General features: G+C 66.6%; 19 protein-coding genes. 5 read left to right on the forward strand and 14 right to left on the reverse strand.

Annotated features, from left to right (window positions below; all coding sequences use genetic code 11):
* Positions 1–44: 44 nt before the first annotated feature.
* The 8 genes from ACSDHM_RS14645 to gap form a co-directional block, all read right to left on the reverse strand.
* Positions 45–1,190, reverse strand: a complete 1,146-nt coding sequence (locus tag ACSDHM_RS14645; RefSeq protein WP_088496280.1) for an ABC transporter substrate-binding protein — start codon at positions 1,188–1,190, stop codon at positions 45–47.
* A gap of 129 nt (positions 1,191–1,319) precedes the next feature.
* A complete protein-coding gene (locus tag ACSDHM_RS14650; protein WP_019660018.1) occupies positions 1,320–2,324 on the reverse strand; it encodes a class I fructose-bisphosphate aldolase in 1,005 nt (334 codons plus the stop codon).
* A gap of 197 nt (positions 2,325–2,521) precedes the next feature.
* A complete protein-coding gene (gene pyk, locus ACSDHM_RS14655; protein WP_005418863.1) occupies positions 2,522–3,988 on the reverse strand; it encodes a pyruvate kinase in 1,467 nt (488 codons plus the stop codon).
* Between the two features lie 178 nt (positions 3,989–4,166).
* Entirely contained in the window at positions 4,167–4,820 is a 654-nt protein-coding gene (locus ACSDHM_RS14660; protein WP_088496279.1) for an HAD hydrolase-like protein, read from the reverse strand.
* The gene (locus ACSDHM_RS14665) at positions 4,817–5,992 is read right to left on the reverse strand and encodes a phosphoglycerate kinase (protein ID WP_088496278.1); all 1,176 of its coding nucleotides are present in this window, start codon (positions 5,990–5,992) and stop codon (positions 4,817–4,819) included. Before ACSDHM_RS14665 ends, ACSDHM_RS14660 begins: the two co-directional genes overlap by 4 nt.
* Before the next feature lie 645 nt (positions 5,993–6,637).
* Positions 6,638–8,014 (reverse strand): DUF3999 domain-containing protein, encoded by a 1,377-nt coding sequence (locus tag ACSDHM_RS14670; RefSeq protein WP_072168479.1) that lies wholly within the window; start codon positions 8,012–8,014, stop codon positions 6,638–6,640.
* Positions 8,011–10,677 carry a DUF2339 domain-containing protein gene (locus ACSDHM_RS14675; protein ID WP_439426352.1) on the reverse strand — a complete coding sequence of 889 codons (2,667 nt, stop codon included), beginning with the start codon at positions 10,675–10,677 and terminating at the stop codon, positions 8,011–8,013. Before ACSDHM_RS14675 ends, ACSDHM_RS14670 begins: the two co-directional genes overlap by 4 nt.
* Before the next feature lie 124 nt (positions 10,678–10,801).
* Positions 10,802–11,806 (reverse strand): type I glyceraldehyde-3-phosphate dehydrogenase, encoded by a 1,005-nt coding sequence (gap, locus tag ACSDHM_RS14680; protein ID WP_005418885.1) that lies wholly within the window; start codon positions 11,804–11,806, stop codon positions 10,802–10,804.
* 192 nt (positions 11,807–11,998) lie between these two features.
* Between gap and ACSDHM_RS14685 the strand changes: the two genes are divergently transcribed.
* The 3 genes from ACSDHM_RS14685 to ACSDHM_RS14695 all read left to right on the forward strand — a co-directional run bounded on the left by ACSDHM_RS14685 (position 11,999) and on the right by ACSDHM_RS14695 (position 14,817).
* Complete coding sequence (locus tag ACSDHM_RS14685) at positions 11,999–12,628, forward strand: OmpW/AlkL family protein (RefSeq protein WP_049410595.1); 630 nt, start codon at positions 11,999–12,001, stop codon at positions 12,626–12,628.
* Positions 12,629–13,186: 558 nt separating this feature from the next.
* Positions 13,187–14,005 carry a S1/P1 nuclease gene (locus ACSDHM_RS14690; protein WP_072168477.1) on the forward strand — a complete coding sequence of 273 codons (819 nt, stop codon included), beginning with the start codon at positions 13,187–13,189 and terminating at the stop codon, positions 14,003–14,005.
* 11 nt (positions 14,006–14,016) lie between these two features.
* Positions 14,017–14,817, forward strand: coding sequence for an MBL fold metallo-hydrolase (locus tag ACSDHM_RS14695; RefSeq protein WP_065179072.1), 801 nt, complete (start codon positions 14,017–14,019; stop codon positions 14,815–14,817).
* Between the two features lie 53 nt (positions 14,818–14,870).
* Here the strand turns inward: ACSDHM_RS14695 and ACSDHM_RS14700 are convergent, their stop codons facing one another.
* From ACSDHM_RS14700 to ACSDHM_RS14710, 3 genes are read right to left on the reverse strand one after another with little or no spacing between them, the layout of a single operon-like run.
* The gene (locus ACSDHM_RS14700; RefSeq protein ID WP_069139291.1) at positions 14,871–15,434 is read right to left on the reverse strand and encodes a hypothetical protein; all 564 of its coding nucleotides are present in this window, start codon (positions 15,432–15,434) and stop codon (positions 14,871–14,873) included.
* Positions 15,431–16,633, reverse strand: coding sequence for a M56 family metallopeptidase (locus ACSDHM_RS14705; RefSeq protein WP_439426353.1), 1,203 nt, complete (start codon positions 16,631–16,633; stop codon positions 15,431–15,433). The genes ACSDHM_RS14700 and ACSDHM_RS14705 overlap by 4 nt, the downstream gene beginning before the upstream one ends.
* On the reverse strand, positions 16,626–16,991 hold the full coding sequence (locus ACSDHM_RS14710; RefSeq protein WP_005418895.1) for a BlaI/MecI/CopY family transcriptional regulator: 366 nt from the start codon (positions 16,989–16,991) through the stop codon (positions 16,626–16,628). Before ACSDHM_RS14710 ends, ACSDHM_RS14705 begins: the two co-directional genes overlap by 8 nt.
* 118 nt (positions 16,992–17,109) lie before the next feature.
* On the opposite strand from ACSDHM_RS14710, the gene ACSDHM_RS14715 reads away from it, so the two are divergent.
* Both ACSDHM_RS14715 and ACSDHM_RS14720 read left to right on the forward strand, forming a co-directional pair.
* A complete protein-coding gene (locus ACSDHM_RS14715) occupies positions 17,110–17,667 on the forward strand; it encodes a flavin reductase family protein (RefSeq protein ID WP_005418896.1) in 558 nt (185 codons plus the stop codon).
* Between the two features lie 34 nt (positions 17,668–17,701).
* Positions 17,702–19,654: an acetyl-CoA hydrolase/transferase C-terminal domain-containing protein gene (locus tag ACSDHM_RS14720; RefSeq protein ID WP_088497532.1), complete on the forward strand. Its 1,953-nt coding sequence runs from the start codon at positions 17,702–17,704 to the stop codon at positions 19,652–19,654.
* A gap of 128 nt (positions 19,655–19,782) precedes the next feature.
* Here ACSDHM_RS14720 and tkt read toward each other — a convergent pair whose 3' ends face one another.
* The 3 genes from tkt to ACSDHM_RS14735 all read right to left on the reverse strand — a co-directional run bounded on the left by tkt (position 19,783) and on the right by ACSDHM_RS14735 (position 23,726).
* Positions 19,783–21,780: a transketolase gene (gene tkt, locus ACSDHM_RS14725; protein ID WP_065179078.1), complete on the reverse strand. Its 1,998-nt coding sequence runs from the start codon at positions 21,778–21,780 to the stop codon at positions 19,783–19,785.
* A 126-nt stretch (positions 21,781–21,906) separates the two neighbouring features.
* On the reverse strand, positions 21,907–22,329 hold the full coding sequence (locus ACSDHM_RS14730) for a hypothetical protein (RefSeq protein WP_227837915.1): 423 nt from the start codon (positions 22,327–22,329) through the stop codon (positions 21,907–21,909).
* 77 nt (positions 22,330–22,406) lie between these two features.
* A complete protein-coding gene (locus ACSDHM_RS14735) occupies positions 22,407–23,726 on the reverse strand; it encodes a dicarboxylate/amino acid:cation symporter (RefSeq protein WP_252745408.1) in 1,320 nt (439 codons plus the stop codon).
* Between the last annotated feature and the right edge of the window lie 48 nt (positions 23,727–23,774).

Consider the following 23,774-nt stretch of genomic DNA (forward strand, 5'->3'; position numbering starts at 1 on the left):
CCTGTAGCACCGTTGTCCACACTCCCACGGAGTGTGGAACACGTTCAACGGCTGGCAGCTTCCACCGCGGCGGCATCATCGGCCACAGCAGCGGCGGCGTCGGCAGCAGCACTTGCCGCCGAGGCCGCAGCCTCGTCGGCGCTGGCGCCGTCCACCTGCACGCGTACTTCCACCATGCCCGCGCCGTTGCTCAGGCTGGACACCTCGACGGTGTAATGACCAGCCGGCAACGCTTCTTCCAGGCGTGCGTTGGTATCGTTGCCACCGTCATCGTCGGTCAGTTCGACATCGCCGCCAACCACGCGCAGCACGGTATCGAGCTGGCCGGAGATCGCATCCAACCGCACATTGGTCGGACGGTCCAACGTCAGCAGGAAGCGGCGGACGCCATCGTTGTCGAGCATCGTGTACACGCTGCCGGACTTCGGCAATGCGGTGCCATCGCGATCGACCAGGTTGCCCGGCAGCTCGATGCGATTGGCCGACAAGGTGAACATGCCACTGACGCCGTCGCCGAGGCCGCGCGCGGTCAGCGTGTACTTGCCCGGCTTCAGTGACAGGGTCAGGCGCGAGTTGATGCTGTCGCCGCCGTCGTCATTCTCGGCATCCACGCCCTGCCCGGAAAGCTTCAGCACCGGGTCGAAGGCATCCGAGACCAGCCGGATCTCGTACAGGCCCGCCTTGTCCACCTGCAAGGTGTAGTCCTGCGAATTGCTGGCCAGCATATCGACGATCTCGCCACTGCCCACCAGCGGCTTGCCGTCATATGGCTTCAGCTTCTCGGCGCGAAGGCGATAAGGGCCGAACGCGGTCGGGCCATCGGCGTTGACTGCCACCTGGTAGATACCACTGCCGTTGGCGCGGAAAGCCAGCGAGACGTCCCCCTCGCGCTCATAGCCGGTGTTGCTGGTGGATACCAGGCTGCCATTGTTGAACACCGCAATCGAGCCGCTGAGGGCACCAGTAAGCTTCAGGCCGACCAGCTCCCTGTCTTCCAGCTTGATCTGGTAGAGCTGGTGATGGCTGCCGTCGTTGAAGTTGATGCCGCTGCGCGAGGTGATCTCGCCGGAGACCGGCTTGTCGAAATCGAGCGACGCGGCCTTGCCCGCATCCGCGCCGCCGCCGATGCGGTTGCACCCGCCGGCGACCAGGACCGTGGCTACGGCCAGTGTGATTGCTGCCAAACGCATGTTGTTTCTCCTTGGCCTTCCATGTGGTTCCCACGCACCGGCCAGGCGCATGGGGGCGGAAAAGATACCCGCAAAAGCAAACGCCGGCGTGATGCCGGCGCTGCCTTGTTCATCCAGCGATGGGACGGATCAACCGTTCCACTTGCCCAGCGCCGCCAGGCCGTTGTCCCTGGCGCGCTCGTACACGGTCTTCTGGGCAGCAGCGTAGTTGCCCTTCATGTCCTTGGCCCACAGCTTCAGCGCGGCCTGCTGCATGGCGCGGCCGTAGGAGAAGCTCAGCGGCCACGGCAGGTTGCCCAGCTGGTTCATCGCGTTCAGGTGCTCGGTGGACTGCTCGTCGCTCTGGCCACCGGACAGGAACACCACGCCCGGCAGGATGGCCGGCACGGTGCTCTTCAGGCACATCACGGTCGACTCGGCCACTTCCTCGACATCGGCCTGCTCTTCACAGTCCTTGCCGGAGATGACCATCGACGCCTTCAGGATGGTGCCTTCCAGCAGCACGTTCTGCTGGTACAGGGCGTCGAACAGCGAACGCAGGGTGGCTTCGGTGACTTCGTAGCAGGTCTCGATGTCATGATCGCCGTCCATGATCACTTCCGGCTCGACCATCGGCACCAGGCCGCATTCCTGGCACAGCGCTGCATAGCGGGCCAGCGCATGGGCGTTGGATTCGATGCAGGTACCCGACGGGATGCTCTCGCCGATGTTGATGACGGCACGCCACTTGGCGAAGCGCGCGCCCAGCTTGTAGTACTCCTGCAGGCGCTCACGCAGGCCATCGAGGCCTTCGGTCACCAGCTCGCCCGGGCAGCCGGCCAGCGGGTGCGCACCCTTGTCCACCTTGATGCCCGGAATCATGCCGTGGTCGGCCATGTACTTGGCGAACGGCACGCCGTCCTTGGTCGACTGGCGGATGGTTTCGTCAAACAGGATGGCGCCGGAAATGTGCTCGTTGAGCTTCGGCGTGGTCAGCAGCAGCTCGCGGTAGGCGCGACGGTTCTCCTCGGTGTTCTCGATACCGACGCCGGCGAAACGCTTGGCGATGGTAGCGGTGGATTCGTCGATCGCGATGATGCCCTTGCCCGGGGCGACCATGGCCTGGGCGGTTTCAGCCAGCTGTTCGATGCTCATGTATTTCCTGTGGCGGGTGCGGGAAAAACACAAGTATAGCCCCGCGGCCCGTTGCCTCGCCGTGGAGGACAGGATGGAAACGCTTCCAATGTCCGCACCGGACACGCCGTGTCCCGCCGTCGGGGGTCAGGGCCCCTGCGGGGATCCGACCCCGGGGTCGGATCCGCAACGCGGCGCCGGCCCCAGGGCAGCACTACTTACAGGTCGCCCAGGCCGATGGCGCGGCCGTCCTCACCCACTTCCAGCAGGCGCAGGGTATTGGTGGCACCGTGGGTTTCCATGTGCTCGCCACTGGTGAACACGACGCGATCACCGGCCTGCAGCAGTTCCGATTCCACCAGCAGGCGGATGCTGCCGCGCGCGGCTTCGCGCGGGGTCAGGCCGCGGCTGTCGAAGTTGATCGGGAACACATCGCGCATCAGCGCCATCTGGCGGCGCGCGCCGTCATGGCGGGTCACCGCGAACACCGGCGCCTTGGCGCGGAAACGCGACAGGTAACGTGCGGTGCCACCGGATTCGGTCATCGCCACGATCGCACGCACGCCCACGTGCTGCGACAGGAACATGGTGGCCATGGCAATCGCCTGGTCGGCACGTTCCAGGTTGCGCGGCGATGCGTTGAAGTCGGTCTCGGTCTGGAACTGGCGCTCGGCCCCCAGGCAGATGCGTGCCATCGCTTCCACGGCCTTGACCGGGTAGGCGCCAGCGGCAGTTTCCGCCGACAGCATCACTGCGTCGGTGCCGTCGATGACCGAGTTGGCCACGTCCAGTACTTCGGCGCGGGTCGGGATCGGGCTTTCCACCATCGACTGCAGCATCTGCGTGGCGGTGATCACCACCTTGTTCTGCGCCAGCGAGGCCTTGATGATCTTCTTCTGCAGGCCCGGCAGCTCGGCATCGCCGATTTCCACGCCCAGGTCGCCACGGGCGACCATCACCACGTCGCTGGCCTCGACGATTTCTTCCAGGTTCTCGATTGCCTCGGTGCGCTCGATCTTCGACACCAGCGCGGCATCACAGCCGTGCGAACGGGCGATGTCGCGCGCATCGTTCATGTCCTGCGCATTGCGGCAGAACGACACGGCGATGAAGTCCACGCCGATCTTGGCAACGATGCCGATCAGCTCCTTGTCGCGCTCGGTCAGCGCACCCAGCGAGAGGCCGCCGCCCTGCTTGTTCAGGCCCTTGCGGTCGGACAACACACCATCGTTGAGCACGGTGTTGACGATACGGTCGCCCTGCACTTCCACCACCTGCAACTGCATCAGGCCGTCGTCGAGCAGCAGCACATCACCCGGGCCGACGTCCTGCGGCAGGCCAAGGTAGCTCACGCCCACCTCGCTGGCAGTGCCCGGGCCGGCGTTCTCGCTGGCGATCAGGTCGAAGCGGTCGCCCGCCTTCAGCTGCACCTTGCCTTCGGCGAAGCGCTCGATGCGGATCTTCGGGCCCGGCAGGTCGGCCAGGATGCCCACTTCCACGCCCACGCGGGCCGCAGCGGCACGCACTTCGGCGGCGCGCTTGGCCTGGCCGGACGGATCGCCATGGCTGAAGTTCAGGCGCACCACGTTGACGCCGGCGCGGAACAGATCCTCCAGCACGCCCGGCGGGTCAGTGGCCGGACCGAGGGTGGCAAGGATCTTGGTGCGACGCTGACGCTCGAACATGGTGGATGGGCCTCTCCCGGTAAAGAACGGAAATTAGCACATCCTTCACGCCGCATGTATACGGTTACAGCCTTGTGCCGCCTGACTTCGCGGGTCATGGAGCGGACATCGTCCGGACATACGCTGGCGCAGGGGGGCGGTTCTGTGGGGCCGAGCATGGGCTCGGCTCTACAGGAAGCTAGGCCAGCAGCGTTTCCAGCTGCGCCGGCTCACGTGCCAGCTGACTGGCACCGGCTTCCGTCAATTCCGCCTCTCCGCCAAAGCCCCAGAGCACGCCGACACTGCGCAGGCCATGGTGGCGCGCGCCTTCGATGTCCATGCGCCGGTCGCCGATCATCCAGCACTGTGCCGGCTGCACCTGCAGCCGGCGCAGTGCCTCGCCGACCAGTTCCGGCTTGTGGCTGCGCGAGCCATCCAGGGTTGAACCGACGATCTCCTCGAACAGCCCACCGAACGGCAGGTGGGCGAGGATGCGGCGCGCGTGCGGCTCGTTCTTGGCGGTGACCACCGCCAGCCGGTGTCCACGGCCATGCAGCGTGCGCAGCGTGCCTTCCACCTGCGGGTACACCGTGTGCTCGCGCCAGCCTTCGACGTCGAAGCGCTCCCGGTAGTAGCCCACGGCCTGTTCCACCCGCGCCGGTTCGACGAACAACGGCGCGAAGGTGGTGCGCAGCGACGGACCGATCCAGCCCAGCAGGGTTTCCCGCGGCGGCACCGGATGGTCCATCTTCTGCAGCGCATAGGCGATGCAGGCGGTGATGCCCACCTGCGAATCGATCAGCGTGCCGTCGAGATCGAAGAACAGCACATCCTTGCCGCGCTCGGCACTCATGCGCCGCGCGCGTCGAGTGCCGCCACTGCCGGCAGGGTCTTGCCTTCCAGGAACTCCAGGAACGCGCCGCCACCGGTGGAGATGTAGCTGACGTCCTTGGCGATATCGAACTTGTCGACCGCCGCCAGGGTGTCGCCACCGCCGGCGATGGAGAACGCCTTCGAGCTGGCGATCGCGCGGGCCAGCGCTTCGGTGCCCTTGCTGAAGGCTTCGAACTCGAACACGCCGACCGGGCCGTTCCAGACCACGGTGCCGGCGTTCTCGATCAGCTGCGCGTACTGCGCGGCGGTCTGCGGGCCGATGTCCAGGATCAGGTCGTCTTCGGCAACGGCATCGACCGCCTTCACTTCCGCGGCAGCGTCGGGCAGGAACTGCTTGGCGGTGACCACGTCCACCGGCAGCGGAATGTCGGCGCCGCGCGCCTTGGCATCGGCCACGATCTTCTTCGCGGTGTCCAGCAGGTCCGGCTCGTACAGGGACTTGCCGACGTTGTAGCCAGCTGCGGCGATGAAGGTGTTGGCGATGCCGCCACCGACGATCAGCTGGTCGACCTTGCCAACCAGATTGGCCAGCAACTCCAGCTTGGTGCTGACCTTGCTGCCGGCGACGATGGCCAGCAGCGGCTTGGCCGGTGCATCCAGTGCCTGCGCCAGCGCGTCCAGCTCGGCCATCAGCAGCGGGCCACCGGCCGCGACCGGTGCGAAGCGGATGACACCATGGGTGGAGGCCTGCGCACGGTGCGCGGTACCGAAGGCATCCATCACGAACACGTCGCACAGGGCGGCGTACTTCTTCGACAGGGCCTCGTCGTCCTTGCCCTCGCCGACGTTCATGCGGCAGTTTTCCAGCAGCACCAGCTGGCCCGGCTGCACGTCGACGCCGTCGACCCAGTCGCGCACCAGCGGAACTTCGCGGCCCAGCAGCTCGGACAGGCGCTGGGCGACCGGTGCCAGCGAATCGGCCTCGCTCCACACGCCTTCCTTCGGGCGCCCGAGGTGCGAGGTGACCATCACCGCCGCGCCCTGCTCCAGCGCGCGCTTGAGCGTCGGCAGCGAAGCGGTGATGCGCTGTTCGGAGGTGATGCGGCCATTCTCGATCGGCACGTTCAGATCCTGGCGGATCAGCACGCGCTTGCCGGAGAGGTCGAGGTCGGTCATGCGGACAATGGACATGGGCAACTCTTTGGCTCGGGGACGGGATGCCGGTCTGCGGCAGACGGCCATTGTATCGGGTGCGGCTGGTGGGAGGGCCGATGCCTGCGGCAGGCAGAGGCGAAGGGCAAATGCAACAGCAACAGCAACGGCCAAAGCGCTGGCGCTTCGTGGTGCTGTGAGTGGGCCGGGGTGGTGTGGGCTGGCAGGGGACGCCGTGAATCCATCCCTGGAGGCTTGGCAGCCGCATCCATGCGGCTGACACCCCTGCCAGCCCACACCGCCCCGGCCTCGACAGGCACCTGAGGTGATGCAGATGGCAAAGGCAAAAGCGGTTTCTGGTGTCGGAGAAAAATGTAGAGCCGAGCCCGTGCTCGGCTGGGTCTATCGCGAACAGCAGCCGAGCATGGGCTCGGCTCTACAAAGAGCGCCCTGCCAAGCAGCTTTTGCTCTTCTTTTTTTCTTTCCGTGGGTGGACGCACACGGAAATTGTCAGAGGCCGGGCGGGGTGGGTTCGCGGGGGTGTCAGCCGCATGGATGCGGCTGCCAAGCCTACAAGGACGTACTTGCGGCGTCCCCCGCGAACCCGCCCCGCCCGGTCAAGCGCTGCTTTTGCTTTACGCGACCAACCGCCCACCCACGAGGGGCTGCGCCGTTCGCTGGAACCTATTCCGAAGGCGCAGGTTTCTGCCGAAGCAGGCTGAGCGCCAGGCCACCCACCACCAGTACGCCCAGGCCCAGCAACGCCCACAGCAACCACGATTTCCAATCGCGCTGCGGCTTCAGCGCCGCATCGCCGGCCAGCGGCTCCGGACTGCCTTCCAGGCGCGCCAGTGTTGGCTGCCACGAAGGATCGTTGCGCTGCCGAAGTTCCTCGATCAGCACCCCGATCGGCGCGTCCGTGCGGCGCGCGGTCGCGCTGCCCACCGCCAGTGCGTAGGGCGCCGCACCCTGGCTCAGGAACACCAGCACTTCCGGCTGGTAGCCCAGGCGCAGCGTCGGCGCGGTGGCGGTTTCCGCCGGATTCGCCACCAGTTTCCAGTAGCGGTCGCGGTGCGCCCCGCCCAGCGGCTGTGCCGCCGACTGCTGGCGCTGGCCCTGCGTGCCCTGCTGCACCTGATAGGCGATCCACGGCGCGCTGCGACGTTGCCATTCCGCACTCTCGTCATCGCGGCTGAACAGCGTCCATTGCACGAGGCTGTTATCGGTGCTGGCGACATCGGCACGCGCCACCGGGAACCGGCCATCCATCTCGAAGGTGTACTCGCCCTTGCCCGACGACGTCGGCTCCAGCGACAGCCATTCCCAGGGCAGCGTGGCCGGTGCTGGCGGCAGTTCCGCCAGTACGCCGCGCAGGGTCGGCAGGCGCGAGTCGCCCTGCGCCAGGATGCGCAGGTAGCGTGCAGCGCCGTCCACCTGCAGGCGGCGCTGCAGCAGGCGCTTGCCGGCGCGCTGCAGATCCACCAGCGGCACGTCGCGACCAATCGATCGCCAGTGCTGTAGGTCGTCACTGGCATCCAGCTGCACCTGCGCCTGCAGCGGCTGGCCGCTGTCGGTCCAGTCCAGCACCAGTGCCGCCAGCGGCTGCTGGTCGAGCATGCTGGCGTCGATCAGCCAGCCGCCCTGCCCGCTCGCCGCTGCCCCGCCACCCACCCGCGCTTCGACCCGGCGCACGCGCCCATCGGTATCGCGCTCGGTCAGCAGCTGCAGGTCGTTGCGCTGTGCATCGGCCAGCGGCGGCAGCACGAACCACGGCAGTTCACGCTGCACCGGCGACTGCGCCAGCGGCTGGTCCGGCGCCAGCAGTGCCGACGGCAACAACTGGCTGGCCGCGTTGAACACCTGCAGATCGCTGAGATCGGCGGTTACGGCACGGCGGTAGATCGCCGGCTCCAGCACGATACGGTAGGCACCGGACTGCGCACTGGACAATGTAAGCGGCCATTGCTCGGCATACTGCGTGCGGTAATCAGCCGCCTGTACCACGACGGCGGCCAGCATGCCGAACATCGCCGACAGCAGCGCCCTGCTCCACTTCCTCATTGCGTTTCCTCCACGGTCGGCGCCGCGCTTGGCGGTGCCGGTGCCAGATAACCCACGACCGTGCACAGCAGGCCGTAGGCGATGAACGATGCGATGCCCAGCAGGTTGCCCAGGTGCTGGCGATCGACAATAACCAGCTTGGCCAGCACCACGCCCATCAGCACGGCACCGACCATCCACAACACACGCTGGCTGCGACGCGAACCCCACACCCAGGCAATCACACCCAGCACGCTCCACAACACGGTCAGGCTGGTCTGCGCCAGGCTGAAGCGCATCATCGACGCATTCCACGCCAGTCCACCCCATTGGTGTACGCCATGCAGCACCAGGCTGGTCAACGCGAGGAAGGCCGCCAGTGCCAGCAGCGGCATGCGGATGTTCAGCAATGCCTGCGGTGCCTCACTGCCGTACAGCCAGCGCGCCAGCAGCAACAAGCTCAGCCACTGGCCGATCTCCGCCGGATTCAGCACCGGCAGCCACAGCAGCGGCGCGGCGTCGCCCGGCAGCAGCTGTCCGAACAGCCAACCGATCGCCAGCAGGCCGAACAGCACGCACTGCAGCGGGACGCGCACGCTGTCGAAGGCCGCGCCCAGCGGCCAGCGCAATGCGTTCCAGCGCCACAGCGACAGCGCCGCCATCAGCAGCCACGGCAAGGTCACCAGCAGGGTCGTCCAACCCTGCGCCAGGCCGGCCTCGCCACCACCCCACAAGGCCAGCAGCGAAAGCAGCGACGGCCACAGCAGCCACCACAGGAACTGCGCGATGCGGGCCACGGTATCGCCGCCCTGGCGCAGGCACAGCAGGGTCCGCACGCCCAGCACCGCGAACACCGCCCAGGCCAGCGCGCCATGGCCGGCGAACGGCTGGTGGTGTGCATCGCTCTGCATCAGGGCCAGCGGGAAGCCCAGCGCGAGCATGGCCAGCGCAGTAACGCCCAGCGCACGCGCCGGCTGGCGACGCTGCGCTTCGGCCGCCAGCCAGGCAGTGACTGCGGCCAGCACCAGCAACGCGTCCACTTCGGTGCGGTACGGGAAGAAGCGGGTGATCTCATGGACCAGGCCGCCCAGCCACCACAGCACGCCCCACAGGTAATACACCAGTGCGACCTCATGACGCGGCCTGCGCTGGTAGCTCCACGCCGACGCGAAGCCGGCCAGGGCCAGCAGCAGCGCGCCAATGGCGGTCGGGTTGATCAGGAAGCGCAGGTCTTCGTGCCAGTGATCGCCACCGGCAACGAAGGCGAATGCGGCGCCGATCTGCAGCAACGCGCCGGAGACCTGCGGCAGCCAGCGCTTCTGGCGCAGCCCCAACCACGCCAGGCCAGCACCTTCCAGTGCAAACACGGCGCCGGTGGCGCGCGCCGACAATGCCAGCGGCACCGCCAGCGTGGCAAACCCCACCGCGAGCACCGCATGCGACTGCGCCAGCACGGTGTACGACGCACGTGCGATCAGCGCCCGGGCCAATACCGCGTAGATCGCCGCCAGGCCCAGCGCGCACAGTGCCAGCGTCATCGGTTGCGCGTGCAGCATGCCTGCCTGCAGCGAGAACGCGACCAGCGGCGTGCCGAACACCAGGCTGCCATCGATCAGGTCACGGCAGCCGGCCGGCTGGCGACGCGCGTACAGCAGCGGTATCAGCAGGTAGAACACGAAGAACAGCGCCAGGAACGGCTCGGTGCTGCTGAACTTGTCCGGCGCGTACTGCAGCACGCCCCAGAAGGTGCCAATGCCGAAGGTGAAGGCGAAACCCAGCAGGTTCAGTGCGCGCCATGGCCGGAACCACGCAATGGCAAAGATGCCCGCGTTGAGCACCGCGTAATAGCTGAACAGCCCCACGTGGTTGCCACTGCCGGTGGACAACCACAGCGGTGCCATGAAGCCGGCCAGGATGCCCAGCACGGCCAGCGTGCGCGAGTTCTGCACCACCGCCAGCACGCACAGCCCGGCCACCAGTGCGATCGAACTGGCAAAGGCAAAGGCCGGCGGAATCAGGTCGAAGCGCTTGAACGCCGCGAAGATGGTCAGCAGCAGTACGCCGATGGCACCGCCCTGCAGCGCCAGCGCAAACAGCTGCCGGCGCTCGCGCTGGTGCCAGCCGAAGGCCAGCAGGCCCAGCGCAGCCACGGTGACGCCGGCAAGGCGCAGTTCGATCGGCAGCACCAGCCAGCCCTGGTCGCTGACGTACTTCAGCAGCGCAGCGACACCGGCCAGCAGCACCAGCATGCCGATCTTGACCGGCACGTTGCCTTCGGTGAACCAGCGCTTGACCGCACCGATGCCACGCTCGATGACATTGGGCAGTGCCGGTTCGGAAGGCAACGGCGGCTGCACCGGCACCGGCGGCACGGGCGGTGGCGCAGCAGGACGGGGGACAGGCACCCCGGTGGGCGTTGCTTCGCGCACCGGTGGCTGCGGGGACGGAGGCACAGCAGCGGCGGCCGGCCGCAGGAACGGTGGATCGTCGCTGGCAGGTGCGGCCACAGGCCGTTCAGGCGCGGGGGCGGTAGCGGCCGGCCTGACGGCGGTCGGCGCGGCGGCCATCGCGCTTTCCAGCGCAGCGACGCGGCGGCGCAGGCCGGCAATCATCACCAGCGCGACCACCAGCAACAGCGGGATGGCCAGAAGAACCAGTACGACCAGGGCTATCAGTGCTTCCATTGCGTGCTTCCAATGCGATCCCGCGCCCCAGCGGCGGCGGTCGACCGCCCCATGCTACGACAGGGGGGCCCCATAAACGACGAACCCCGGCCAGGCCGGGGTCCGTCTTCGATCTACACCGGCCTTACTTGGCGGCGATGACCTTGGCCATTTCCAGGCACTTGTTGGAGTAGCCCCACTCGTTGTCGTACCAGGTCACCAGCTTGACGAAGGTGCCGTCCAGGGCGATACCGGCGTCGGCGTCGAACACCGAGGTGCAGGTCTCGCCGCGGAAATCGGTGGCCACCACCTTGTCTTCGGTGTAGCCCAGGATGCCCTTCAGCGCGCCTTCGCTCTGTGCCTTCACCTCAGCGCAGATCTCGGCGTAGGTGGCTTCCTTCTCCAGCTCGACGGTCAGGTCGACCACCGACACGTCCGAGGTCGGGACGCGGAAGCTCATGCCGGTCAGCTTCTTGTTCAGTTCCGGGATGACCACGCCGACGGCCTTGGCCGCACCGGTGGACGAGGGAATGATGTTTTCCAGGATGCCACGGCCACCGCGCCAGTCCTTGTTGGACGGGCCATCGACGGTCTTCTGGGTGGCGGTGGCCGCATGCACGGTGGTCATCAGGCCGCGCTTGATGCCCCACTTGTCATTGATGACCTTGGCCAGCGGGGCCAGGCAGTTGGTGGTGCACGAGGCGTTGGAGATGATTGCCTGGCCAGCGTAGGTCTTGTCGTTCACGCCGAACACGAACATCGGCGTGTCGTCCTTCGACGGGGCCGACATGATGACCTTCCTGGCGCCGGCATCGATGTGCTTCTGCGCGGTCTCCTTTGTCAGGAACAGGCCGGTGGCTTCCAGCACCACGTCGGCGCCGACTTCGTCCCACTTCAGGTTGGCCGGGTCGCGTTCCTGGGTCAGGCGGATCTTCTTGCCGTTGACCAGCAGGTCGTTGCCCTGCACCGCCACATCGGCCTTGAAGCGGCCGTGCACGGAGTCGTACTTGAGCATGTAGGCCAGGTAATCCGGCTCCAGCAGATCGTTGATGGCCACGATTTCGATGTCGTCGCCGAAGTTCAGCACCGCCGAGCGCAGGACGTTACGCCCGATGCGACCGAAACCGTTGATACCAACCTTGATTGCCATTTCTCAAGCTCCTGCAGCCGCGACGGGTGCGGCGGGATGGATAGGGCCCACAAGTCTAGCAGGCCGGGGCTGGCCACCGTGGGCCAGGCCGGGCCGCCAGCAGGTCGGCGGACAGGATTTGATCCGGATCAAAGCGTTAGCGCGGCGTGAGGCCGAGACTGTCGCCATCCACCCAGCAACGAGAACACCCCCATGCGCAAGACCTCCCCCCTGATCGTGGCCAGCCTGGCCGCCGCCCTGTCCCTCGCCGCCGCCCCGGCCATGGCCCAGTCCAAGGGCGACTGGACCGTTTCGGCTGGCGTGCACCAGGTGGCGCCGAAGTCGAACAACGGCTGGCTGGCCGGCGGCACCCTGAAGGTCGACGTCGACAACGACGTCAAGCCGACCATCACCGGCGAGTACTTCATCGCCGACAACCTGGGCATCGAAGTGCTGGCCGCACTGCCGTTCAAGCACGACATCAACATCAACGGCCTGGGCCGTGTCGGCAGCACCAAGCAGCTGCCGCCGGTGGTGACCCTGCAGTACCACTTCAACAGCAAGGGCAAGGTGTCGCCGTTCGTTGGCGCGGGCGTGAACTACACCACCTTCTTCAGCGAAGACACCACCGGTGCATTGGCCGGCAGCAAGTTGAAGCTGCAGGATTCGTGGGGCCTGGCCGCGCATGCGGGCATCGACTTCGCGATCGGCGAGAAGGGCGCCCTGCGCGTGGACATGCGCTGGATCGACATCGACAGCAAGGTGAAGTTGAACGGCGAGAAGATCGGCACGGTCAATATCGATCCGCTGGTCTACGGCGCTTCGTACGTCTTCAAGTTCTAAGCGGTGTGTTGATTGCGGGTGCTTCGCCCCCGCTCCCCCGCTGCACGCAGAAACCCTCGCAGCATGTTGCCCCGGTGATTGCCGGGGCTTTTTTGTTTGTGCGAGAAGCACCGGCTTCTGGAATTGGGCGGAGAGGGTGAGGTGATCGGGACACGCCGTAAATACGTCCCTGTAGGCTCGATCGCCGCATCCATGCGGCGAACGGTCCCGCTCACCTCACCCTCTCCACCCTTCCCATCTGCGCGCGCGTACCAGCTCAAGCAAAAGCAGCAGCAACGCCCGGTCATTCGAAGCGTAATGGTTGCCTGCAACTGCAGGAGGCCGATTCTGATCCCGCATTTGTTTTTGATCCTGCCTTTGACGTTTCCATCTGCCTCCGCGGCCATGTTTGGAGGGGAGCGCAGCGGGAGGGGCGGCGGGACCGTTGGTGCCATGGATGGCGCCATCGAGCCTCCAGGTACGGATTCACGGCGTGTCCCGCCGCCCCTCCCGCTGCGCTCCCACTTCGGAACAGGAACGCGCCGCTCTTCAATCCACCTACCCCGCTAGAATGTGTGCATGAAAGCCCTGCACTCCCTGTTCCTCGCCGCCGCCCTGGCGCCGGCCCTGCTGTCCGTCTCCGCCCCCGCCCATGCCTGGGGCGCACAAGGCCACCGCCTTGTCGCCGAAGTCGCCGACGCCCGCCTCAACCCCACCGCCCGCGCCGAAGTGGACCGCCTGCTGGCCACCGAAGCGGACGCCACCCTGGCCAGCATCGCGCCGTGGGCCGACCAGCTGCGCGCCAAGGACCCCAGCCTGGGCCGTCGTTCGGCCGGCTGGCACTACGTCAACATCGCCGAAGACGACTGCCACTACGAAGCACCGAAGCACTGCAAAAACGGCAACTGCATCGTCGAGGCCCTGAAAGCACAGAGCGCCATCCTGGGCGACCGCAGCCTGACCGATGGCGAGCGCCTGCAGGCACTGAAGTTCGTCGTGCACCTGGTCGGCGACATCCACCAGCCGATGCATGCCGGTTACGCCCATGACAAGGGCGGCAACGATTTCCAGCTGCAGTTCGGCAACCGCGGCACCAACCTGCACTCGCTGTGGGACAGCGGCATGCTCAACACCCGCAAGCTCGACGACACCGGCTATCTGCCCGTGCTGCAGGGCCAGCGCGCGCCGAAGCTGGCGCGCCAGTCCAACCCGCAGCGTGACCCGCAGGCCTGGGCCGAGGCCAGCTGCCGCATCTCCATGCAAGCTGGCGTTTATCCGGCGTCGCATAAAATCGGTGACGAATACACCGAGCGCTACCGGCCGCTGGCCGAAGCGCAGCTGCGACTGGCCGGTGAAAACCTGGCGCAGTTGCTGAATCGCGTGCTAGGCACGCGCTGAGGAGAATTCCGATGCCGGTCCAGGTGCAGTCGTTCTTCCACCGTGACAGCAATACCTTCAGCTACCTGGTCAGCGATCCGGCCAGCAGTGAGGCGGCGCTGATCGACCCGGTCCTGGACTACGACCCGGACACCGACGCCAGCAGCGAATCACCGCTGCGCGGGGCATTGCAGGCCATCGAACAGCAGGACCTTCAGCTGCGCTGGCTGCTGGAAACCCATGCCCATGCGGACCATGTGTCGGCCGGGCGCCGGCTCAAGCAGCGCTTCCCGCACGCCACGCTGGCCATCGGTGAAGGCATCCGCGCGGTGCAGGCCACGTTCGCGCCGCGCTATGGCCTGCAGCTTCCGGCCGCCGATGAGATCTTCGATCACCTGTTCAGCGACGGCGAAACCTTTGCCATTGGCGAGCTGCAAGGACAGGTGATCGCCGTGCCCGGCCACACCAGCGACAGCATCGCCTACCTGATCGGCGATGCGCTGTTCACCGGCGATTCGCTGTTCATGCCCGACGGCGGCACCGCACGCTGCGATTTCCCGGGTGGCGATGCCGCGCAGCTGTATCGCTCGATCCAGCGCCTGCTGGCGCTGCCCGATACCACCCGGGTTTTCGTCTGCCACGACTACGGCCCGGGCGGGCGTGATTTCGCCAACGAAACCACCATCGGCGAACAGCGCGCGCACAACATCCACGTGCATGACGGCGTGGCCGAGGCAGAGTTCGTCAGCGTGCGCCAGGCCCGCGATGCCACGCTGGAAGAACCGAAGCTGATGCAACCGGCGGTGAAGGCCAACATCCAGGGAGGGGCCTGACGTACGCCGGGCAGAGCCCGGCGCCATCGGTTTCCATCACGGACCGCGAGCGTTCATTTTCCCTGCGTGCGCACCACATGCTGGCCCTTCACGATCTCGAAGGTGAAGGCGTACTGCAGGGTGACCGCCACCGGCTCGACCCGTTCGGCGCCCCGGCAGTCACCGCGGTCGGCAGGCACCTTGCCAGCCGCGAAGTGGCAGACCGCTGCGGACGAGTACTTCCACATCGCCACGGCCTCCTGCGCAGCCTGCAGCAGGGGCGCATTCTCGCCCGCAGCACCTGCCGCGCACTCCGGGCGATCGGTCAATGGCAGGCTGCGCTCGACGACGCCGTTGGCATCAACCACCACCTGCAGGCAGATCGTGGTCGGCGCCAGTTCCGCACGCGGGTCACGATCGCCGACCTCCGGGTCCGGTGCCGCGTACAACTGCGGCATCCGGTAGCCCTCGGTCGCACCCAGCGAATACGCCTGCAACTGCCCACTGCCACCGCCCGCCTGCGGCTGCAGTCGCTGGTGGCCGACATTCTCGCTGCGGGTGTGCACGGTGGCCAGCCGTTCCTGGCTCGCACACCCCATCATCAGCGCCGCCACCACGAGCAGCGGCGCGGACTTCACTGGGCGTCCTCGATGTTGTCCATCGCAAAGGTGATCGGAATCTTCACTGCGCCTGCCACCGGCTTGCCGTTCTTCATCGCCGGCCGATAGGTCCAGCTGCGCGCTGCGGTGATCGACACCGCGTCGAACACGCCCGGATTGGTGGCACTGAGCACCCTGACATCGGTGGGTTGGCCGCTGGCATCCACTTCCACGCGCAGGTTCACCACGCCCACCTGGCGCTCCTCGACCGCGGATTTCGGATAGGAAGGCGGTGGCATCTTGACGACCTGGATCTCCCGATCCATGACCGCCGCTGCCGGGCGGCCAGCCATCGCATCGCCCTGGCTGGCCCACGCTACTGCGCCCATTCCCAGGCACAACCCGACGACCAGCACCTGCCCCGATACCCACGGCAATGCCTTCCGCTTGGACTGCTTCAACATGGCGATACGCTCCTTCAACACGGGTTGGCTGCGCCAATGGCAGACCGCTGGCGCAACCGGGTGGACCAGCTGCGCCTTCAGCAGCGTGCTGGCGTAAAGCCCGCGCAGCGCAGGCTGCGGGGCGATGGTGCGGGCATCGCAGGCTAGTTCCTGGTCGCGCAGGAAGCAGCGTGCAGCCCAGAGCACCAGCGGGTGGAACCAGAACACCGCACGCATAAGCAGCAACGCACCATTGGCCCAGTGATCGCCATTGCGGCGGTGGCTGCGCTCGTGCTGCAGGATCAGCCCCTGTTCCTGTGCGCTGAACTGTTGATCGAAGTCCGGGCCAACCACGATTCGCGGCCGCCACAGGCCAACCAGTGCTGGCAGGCCTGGGTCACCACTGGCCTGCCAGCTGCCATCGGCGCGCGGCTTCAGCGGGCCCATGCGCCGTTCGAAACGACGCTGTGCGCGCAGGTCGCGCAGCAGGCAGATGCCCATGCCCAGCGCCCATGCCAGCAGCAACAGCGGTGCCCATGGCAGCGACGGCCCTGCCAGTTCGTCCACGGCCCCTGGCTCGACTTTCAGCAGCACTGTCGGCACGTGCTGCAACAGCGCAGCCTGCGGCAACGGCAGCAGCAAGGTCACCAGCAGCATCGGCAACAACCACCAGCTGCGATAAGCCAGTCCAGCGCCCCCCATCCACACCAGCAGCGGTCGCAGCACGGCCAGCAGGATCACCCCCATGGCCAGCCACACGCTGGCCTGCCACAGTCCACCGAGCAGCTCAGTCATGGTCCAGCTCCTGGATCAGCTTCTTCAGTTCGGCGATGTCCTGTGCGCTCAACTGGCCGCGTTCGCTGAAGTGCGCGACCAGCGGCGCCACGCGCCCTTCGAAGACACGGCCGATGAAGTCCTGGCTCTGCGCCTCCACCCACACCTGGCGCTGCAACAGCGGGCGATACAGATAGCGCCGGCCATCGCGCTCGGCGGCGATCGCGCCCTTGGTCAGCAGGCGGTTGAGCAGGGTCTTGATGGTCGGCTCGGCCCAGTCGCGGTGGGCCAGCGCGGCCACCACGTCATCGGCACTACGCGGTGCCTGATGCCACAGCACCTCCATCACAACGGCTTCGGCTTCGCTGATCGGGGTCATGATTTACATCCGTAATCGACAGCTCGATTACGCGCGTAATCGAACCGGCTGTCAAGCCCCTCGACTCCGGATTCATCGGCTTTGCGCCAGCATCGAGCCCTCCCGGCCGAGGCCTCGGATGAAAGCGCTTCCCAAGAAGGAGTTCCCGGTCGAGCAGGCCCGCCGCTTCCTCGAACCCGGCCCGATCGTGCTGGTCAGCACCGCCTGGCGCGGCCAGCACAACCTGATGACGATGGGCTGGCACATGGTGATGGGCTTCTCGCCGTCACTGGTCGCCACCTACCTGTGGAATGAAAACCACAGCCATGCACTGGCCGTCGGCAGTGGCGAGTGCGTGATCAACGTACCCGGCGTGGAACTGCTCGATACCGTGGTGGACATCGGCAACTGCAGCGGCCGCGAGGTCGACAAGTTCGCCCGTTTCGGGCTCGATGCGCTGCCCGCGCGCGAGGTCGGCGCGCCGCTGGTCGGGCAGTGCCACTCGAACTTCGAATGCCGGTTGTACGACGACAGCCAGGTGGCGTCGAGCAATCTGTTCATCTGGGAGATCGTGCGCGCCCATGTTGCGCCCCGGCCGAAACTGCCGCGCACGGTGCATTACCGCGGCGATGGGCAGTTCATGGTGTCCGGCGCAGAAGTCTCGCGTCGACGGCGGTTCAAGCCCGACATGCTGTAATGCCCGCACTCCCCCACACGCAGGACCGCCGCGCATGACCGAACACCTCACCGACCTGGACGCCGCCGTCGACTGGCTGTTTGCGCGCGTGGACGGGCCGCTGCGGATCGGGGCACCGCTGGCACTGGGCAAGCCGCATCGGCTGCTCAATGCCCTCTACGCACGCGTCGAACATGATCCTTCGCGGCCGCTGCAGCTGTATACCGCGCTGTCGTTGAACCCGCCGAAGGCGCGGGGCAACGGCCTGGAGGCGCGCTTCCTGGCACCGTTCGCGCAACGCCATTTCGGCGACGACTTCCCGCGCCTGGCCTATGCCGATGCGATCGCGCGCGACGCGTTGCCAGCGCACGTGCAGGTGGAAGAGTTCTACATGCAGTCCGGCGCCCTACTCGGGTCGCGGCAGGCGCAATCCAGCTATACCAGCCTGAACTACACCCATGCCGCCGACGCGGTCGCGCAGCGCGCGCCGCAGGTGATCGTGCAGAAGGTGGCGATGCGGCCGAATGACCGTCGGCTTTCGCTGTCGTGCAACAACGACATCACCCAGGACACGCTCGATGCGATGACCGCGCGTGGCCTGCCACGCCCGTTGCTGATTGCCGAGATCGATCCGCAGCTGCCCTATCTGGGCGGCTCGGCGACGGTCGATGTGTCGTTCTTCGATCTCGTGATCACTCCGCCTCCGCCGTACCCGGCGCTGTTCGGGCTGCCGCGGCAGCCGGTCGGCGACGCCGACTACGCCATCGGCCTGTATGCCAGCACCCTGGTACGCGATGGCGGCACCCTGCAGATCGGCATCGGCACGCTGGCCGATGCCCTCAGCCATGCGCTGGTGCTGCGCCACACCGACAACGCGCGCTACCGCCGCGTGCTGCACGCGCTGGATCCGCAGCTGGTCAGCCACCCGCTGGTGCAGGAGATCGGCGGCGTGGATCCATTCGAGGTGGGCCTGTACGGCTGCAGCGAGATGCTCAATGAAGGCTTCCGCCGCCTGGTGCAGACCGGGGTGATCAGGCGCAAGGTGCACGACGACCTGGCGCTGATGCAGCGCATCGAGAATGGCAGCACGTTGTCGATCGACCACGCCACCCTCGCCGCGGAAGGCGAGTACCTGCATGGCGCGTTCTACCTGGGCTCGCCGGAGTTCTACGAGTGGCTGCGCACGCTGCCGGAAGACGAATGCCGTGCGATCGGCATGCGCCGCATCAGCGAGATCAACCAGCTGTATGGCGGTAACGAGGCACTGGAGCGCCTGCAGCGCCGCCATGCGCGTTTCTTCAATTCCTGCATGATGGCTACCGCGCTCGGCGCGGCCGTATCGGATGCGCTGGACGATGGACGCGTGGTGTCCGGCGTGGGCGGCCAGTACAACTTCGTGGCGATGGCACATGCGCTGCCGGAAGCGCGCAGCGTGCTGATGTTCCGTGCCGCACGCGATGACAAGGGCCGCCGGAAATCGAACGTGCGCTGGAACTACGGCCACACCACCATCCCTCGCCACCTGCGTGACATCTACCTCAACGAGTACGGCATCGCCGATCTGCGCGGGCTGACCGACGAGGACTGCGTGCATGCGATGACCGCAATTACCGAAGCGCCCTTCCAGGGCGATCTGCTGCAGCAGGCACAGGCCTCGCGCAAGCTGCTGGCGGCGTCCCAGCCCGACCCGCAGCGCCTGCAGCGCAACACGCCCCAGGCGCTGGCGGCGGCACTGGCACCATTCCGCGCCGATGGCAGCCTGCCGGACTACCCGCTGGGCAGCGATTTCAACGAGATCGAGCAGGTGCTGGTCAAAGCGCTGGCGTGGCTGAAGGCCAACACGCAGACCCGCAGCGACAAGCTGCGCACCGTCTGGGCAGCGCTGCGGCAACCGGCCGGCGACGGCGATGCCGTGTACCTGCAGCGCATGGGCCTGCAGGCACCGAAGGATTTCGCAGAGCGCCTGGACGCGCGGCTGCTGCGGCTGGCGCTGGCGCGTACCGCCTGAGAAAAAGGGGACGGAGGGAATTAAGTCGTTTGTGCACAAACGACTTAATTCCCTCCGTCCCCTTTTTCTTCCGGCAACGAGAAAGGCCGGCTTGCGCCGGCCTTTCCTTTGTTGCGCCGAGAGGCTGCTTACAGCGCCTTGGCAGCTTCCACCACGTGCGCCGTGGTGATGCCGAAGTGCTTGTACAGCTGGTCGGCCGGGGCCGAAGCGCCGAAGGTGTCGATACCGATCACGGCACCGTCCAGGCCTACGAACTGGCGCCAGAAACCGGTGACGCCAGCTTCCACGGCCACGCGCTTGCGCACCGCGTTCGGCAGCACCGATTCACGGTAGGCCGCATCCTGGCGCAGGAACACGTCGGTGGACGGCATCGAGACCACGCGGGTCTTGATACCGGCCGCATCCAGCTGGGCCTTGGCTTCGGTAGCCAGCGAGACTTCCGAACCGGTGGCGATCAGGATCACGTCCGGCGTACCGGCGGCATCGGCCAGCACGTAACCGCCGCGCTCGATCTGCTTGATCTGCTCGGCGCTGCGCGGCTGGTGCGGCAGGTTCTGGCGGCTGAACACCAGGCAGCTCGGGCCGTCCTGGCGGGTGATCGCGGCCTTCCAGCTCACGGCCGACTCGACCGCATCGCACGGGCGCCACACGTCGTTGTTCGGGATGTAGCGCAGCGAGGCCAAGTGCTCCACCGGCTGGTGGGTCGGGCCGTCTTCGCCCAGGCCGATCGAGTCGTGGGTATAGACGTGGATGGCGTGGGCCGGAATCAGCGCGCTCATGCGCACGCCGTTGCGGGCGTAATCGCTGAACACCAGGAAGGTGGCGTCGAACGGAATGAAGCCACCGTGCAGGGCCAGGCCATTGGCGATGGCGGTCATGCCGAACTCGCGCACGCCGTAGTACACGTAGTTGGCGTTGGCGTCGTCGCTGGCGACCGACCTGCTGCCCTTCCACAGGGTCAGGTTGGAGTGCGCCAGGTCGGCCGAGCCACCGACGATTTCCGGCAGCAGCGGCGCATAGGCTTCGATGGCCAGCTGCGAGGCCTTGCGCGAGGCGATCGTCGGGCCCTCGGCGGCCACCTGGGCGATGTAGGCATCGGCCTTGGCAACGAAGTCGGCTGGCAGCTCGCCGTGCGAGCGGCGGGTCAGCTCAGCCGCCTCCGCCGGATACTGGCTGGCGTACTTGTCGAACAGCTGTTCCCACTCGGCCTGGCGCAGGGTGCCGGCGCCATTGGCGCGCCAGCCGTCGTAGATCGCCTGCGGGATCTCGAACGGGCCGTATTCCCAGCCCAGCTGCTTGCGGGTGGCTTCCAGCTCGTCCTTGCCCAGCGGAGCACCGTGGCTGGATTCCTTGCCCGCCTTGTTCGGCGAACCGAAGCCGATGGTGGTGCGGCAGCAGATCAGGGTCGGCTTGTCGCTCTGCGACAGCGCGGCCTCGATGCCGGCCTTGATGCTTTCCGGGTCGTGGCCGTCAACATCGCGGATCACGTTCCAGCCATAGGCCTCGAAACGTTCCGGGGTGTTGTCGGTGAACCAGCCCTCGACGTTGCCGTCGATGGAGATGTGGTTGTTGTCCCAGAAGCAGACCAGCTTGTGCAGGCCCCAGGTGCCGGCCAGCGAGGCCGCTTCGTGCGACACGCCTTCCATCAGGCAGCCATCACCCATGAACACCCAGGTGCGGTGGTCGACCACTTCCAGCTCCGGGCGGTTGAAGCGCTGTGCCAGCAGCTTCTCGGCCAGGGCGAAGCCCACGGCATTGGCGAAACCCTGTCCCAGCGGGCCGGTGGTGGTTTCCACGCCCGGGGTCTCGTGGCGCTCCGGGTGGCCGGCGGTGTGGCTGCCCAGCTGGCGGAACAGCTTGAGCTGCTCGATCGGCAGGTCGTAACCGCTCAGGTGCAGCAGCGCGTACTGCAGCATCGAACCGTGGCCGTTGGACAGCACGAAACGGTCGCGGTTGAACCAGTGCGGGTTGCTCGGGTTATGGCGGAGGTAGTCGTTCCAGAGGACTTCGGCGATGTCGGCCATGCCCATGGGCATGCCGGGGTGGCCGGACTTTGCGGTTTCAACCGCATCGGCGGCGAGGAAGCGGATGGCGTTGGCCAACTGGCGACGGGTAGGCTGCGTCATGGTTCTGTCGGAATCGGGAGGCGGCCGCGGACGTGCGGGCGGCCTATTGTCCCACAGACGCGGGGCCGGGTTCAGGCGTAGGACCAGATCCCTTGCCAGTGAAAGGGATCTGGTCCCGCCACCCCCTTACTTGGGCGCGGCAGCCTCGATCACGCCACACATCGACTTCTTCTGGAAGTCCTCGCCAGTGGCGTAGGTGGCCGGGGTGGTCTTGGTCACGGTGATCTTGGAACCCTTGCCCTCGGCTTCAACCAGCACGTTCCACGGCAGGGTGGTCTGGCCACCATTGAACTGGACGTTCTGTTCCAGGGTCAGCATGCCCAGGTCCTTGTCCACGCTGGCCACCTTCAGGCCCGACTTCACGCCCTCGATCTGGATACGCTTGAGAGCGTCGGCCGGGGTAACGTTGGGCACCACGTCCCAGGTGGTGAAGGTGCGCCCGGCGAAGAAGCTGCCGGTCTTGGTGTAGTTGGTTTCACAGGCCTTCTGGGCACTGGCGTCGAAAGCCAGCAGGCCCAGGGCGGCGACCATCACGTACGAAATCCTCATTTCTGCTCCCTTTCGCACGGCGCCAATCCCGACGCCTTCCATGCGTCGGGATAGTATCCATGGCATTCAGGGCGCGTTCAATCGAGGGGCGCGCCCAGCGCCGGTCCGTCATGGGACTCGCCCTTGGCCACCAACGTGGTCAGGGCCAGGTCGCCGGTCACGTTCAGGGCGGTACGGCACATGTCCAGGAAGTGGTTCACGCCCAGGATCAGGCCAATGCCCAGCGGGTTCACACCGACCATCGCGCAGATCATCGCCACCACCGGCAGCGAGCCCGAAGGCACGCCCGCCGTGCCGATGCCGCCAAGGATGCAGACCGCCATCACCATGACCTGCTGGCCAATGCTCAGGTCCACGCCGAAGAACTGGGCCAGGAAGATCACCGTCACGCCCTCGAACAGGGCGGTGCCGTTCTGGTTGGCGGTGGCACCCACGGTCAGCACGAAGCGCGACACGCGCTGCGGCAGGCCCATCTGGTCCGCCACGCGCAGTGCGGTCGGCAGGGTCGCGTTGCTGGAGGCGGTGGAGAACGCCATCACCGTCGCTTCCTGGGTATCGCGGAAGAACGACAGCGGCGAGCGGCCGGACAGCCATACGGCAGTACCGTAGGTCACGACCATGTGCAGGCCGAGCGCCAGCACCACCACGCCCACGTACGCGCCCAGGCGGATGATCAGCTCGAAGCCGAACAGCGCGGCCAGATTGAACATGAAGCAGGCCACTGCATAGGGGGCCAGGCGGATGACCAGGTTGATCAGGGTCATCGAGATTTCGAACACGCCTTCGATGGCGCGGCGCAACGGGGCGACCTTCTCATTGTCGGTCAGCACCATGCCGATGCCGAACATCAGCGCGAAGAACATCAGCGACAGGATCGCGCCATTGTCCGACGCGGCCTGCAGCACATTGCTCGGCACGATCGACAGCAGCATGTCCATGCCCTTCGGCGTGCCATGGATGCCAGCGACGATTTCCTTGCTGCGCTCGGCGTTCTCCGACAGCATCATCGCGGCGACCTGCGGATCCACGCCGACGCCCGGCTTGAGCAGGTTGACCAGCACCAGGCCGATGCCCACGGCAATGCCGGACAGCAGCACGGTATAGGCCAGGGTTTTCCAGCCGATGCGGCCCAGGGCGCGGATGTCGCCCATCTCCGACACGCCCATGATCAGCGCCGAGAAGATCAGCGGCACGATCAGCATGAAGATCAGGTTCAGGAACAGGCCCGACGCCGGGGTGGTGACGTAGTCCATGACCCACTTGGCACCGGCCTGCAGGCCATCGACGCTGCCGCCCAGGGCGTGCACGATCAGTCCCAGGATCAGGCCGATCGCAAAGCCGATGCCCATCTTCCAATGCAGGGGCAACTTCTTCTTGTCGGCAGCAGCTGCTGTCATGCGCGGGTTTCCTCGAAAAATGAATGCACTCTAACAAAGCGCGCAAGC

Source organism: Stenotrophomonas sp. T8 (assembly GCF_051853085.1).
GTDB lineage: Bacteria > Pseudomonadota > Gammaproteobacteria > Xanthomonadales > Xanthomonadaceae > Stenotrophomonas > Stenotrophomonas sepilia.

Bases quoted from the DNA above. Each gene is read 5' to 3' on its own strand.
- ACSDHM_RS14695 (WP_065179072.1), top strand. From the start codon at position 14,017: ATGCCGGTCCAGGTGCAGTCGTTCTTCCACCGTGACAGCAATACCTTC.
- gap (WP_005418885.1), bottom strand. From the start codon at position 11,806: ATGGCAATCAAGGTTGGTATCAACGGTTTCGGTCGCATCGGGCGTAAC.
- ACSDHM_RS14730 (WP_227837915.1), bottom strand. From the start codon at position 22,329: ATGAGGATTTCGTACGTGATGGTCGCCGCCCTGGGCCTGCTGGCTTTC.
- ACSDHM_RS14660 (WP_088496279.1), bottom strand. From the start codon at position 4,820: ATGAGTGCCGAGCGCGGCAAGGATGTGCTGTTCTTCGATCTCGACGGC.
- ACSDHM_RS14670 (WP_072168479.1), bottom strand. From the start codon at position 8,014: ATGAGGAAGTGGAGCAGGGCGCTGCTGTCGGCGATGTTCGGCATGCTG.
- tkt (WP_065179078.1), bottom strand. From the start codon at position 21,780: ATGACGCAGCCTACCCGTCGCCAGTTGGCCAACGCCATCCGCTTCCTC.
- ACSDHM_RS14715 (WP_005418896.1), top strand. From the start codon at position 17,110: ATGAAAGCGCTTCCCAAGAAGGAGTTCCCGGTCGAGCAGGCCCGCCGC.
- ACSDHM_RS14665 (WP_088496278.1), bottom strand. From the start codon at position 5,992: ATGTCCATTGTCCGCATGACCGACCTCGACCTCTCCGGCAAGCGCGTG.
- ACSDHM_RS14705 (WP_439426353.1), bottom strand. From the start codon at position 16,633: ATGACTGAGCTGCTCGGTGGACTGTGGCAGGCCAGCGTGTGGCTGGCC.
- ACSDHM_RS14720 (WP_088497532.1), top strand. From the start codon at position 17,702: ATGACCGAACACCTCACCGACCTGGACGCCGCCGTCGACTGGCTGTTT.
- pyk (WP_005418863.1), bottom strand. From the start codon at position 3,988: ATGTTCGAGCGTCAGCGTCGCACCAAGATCCTTGCCACCCTCGGTCCG.
- ACSDHM_RS14645 (WP_088496280.1), bottom strand. From the start codon at position 1,190: ATGCGTTTGGCAGCAATCACACTGGCCGTAGCCACGGTCCTGGTCGCC.
- ACSDHM_RS14675 (WP_439426352.1), bottom strand. From the start codon at position 10,677: ATGGAAGCACTGATAGCCCTGGTCGTACTGGTTCTTCTGGCCATCCCG.
- ACSDHM_RS14685 (WP_049410595.1), top strand. From the start codon at position 11,999: ATGCGCAAGACCTCCCCCCTGATCGTGGCCAGCCTGGCCGCCGCCCTG.
- ACSDHM_RS14650 (WP_019660018.1), bottom strand. From the start codon at position 2,324: ATGAGCATCGAACAGCTGGCTGAAACCGCCCAGGCCATGGTCGCCCCG.
- ACSDHM_RS14690 (WP_072168477.1), top strand. From the start codon at position 13,187: ATGAAAGCCCTGCACTCCCTGTTCCTCGCCGCCGCCCTGGCGCCGGCC.
- ACSDHM_RS14735 (WP_252745408.1), bottom strand. From the start codon at position 23,726: ATGACAGCAGCTGCTGCCGACAAGAAGAAGTTGCCCCTGCATTGGAAG.
- ACSDHM_RS14710 (WP_005418895.1), bottom strand. From the start codon at position 16,991: ATGACCCCGATCAGCGAAGCCGAAGCCGTTGTGATGGAGGTGCTGTGG.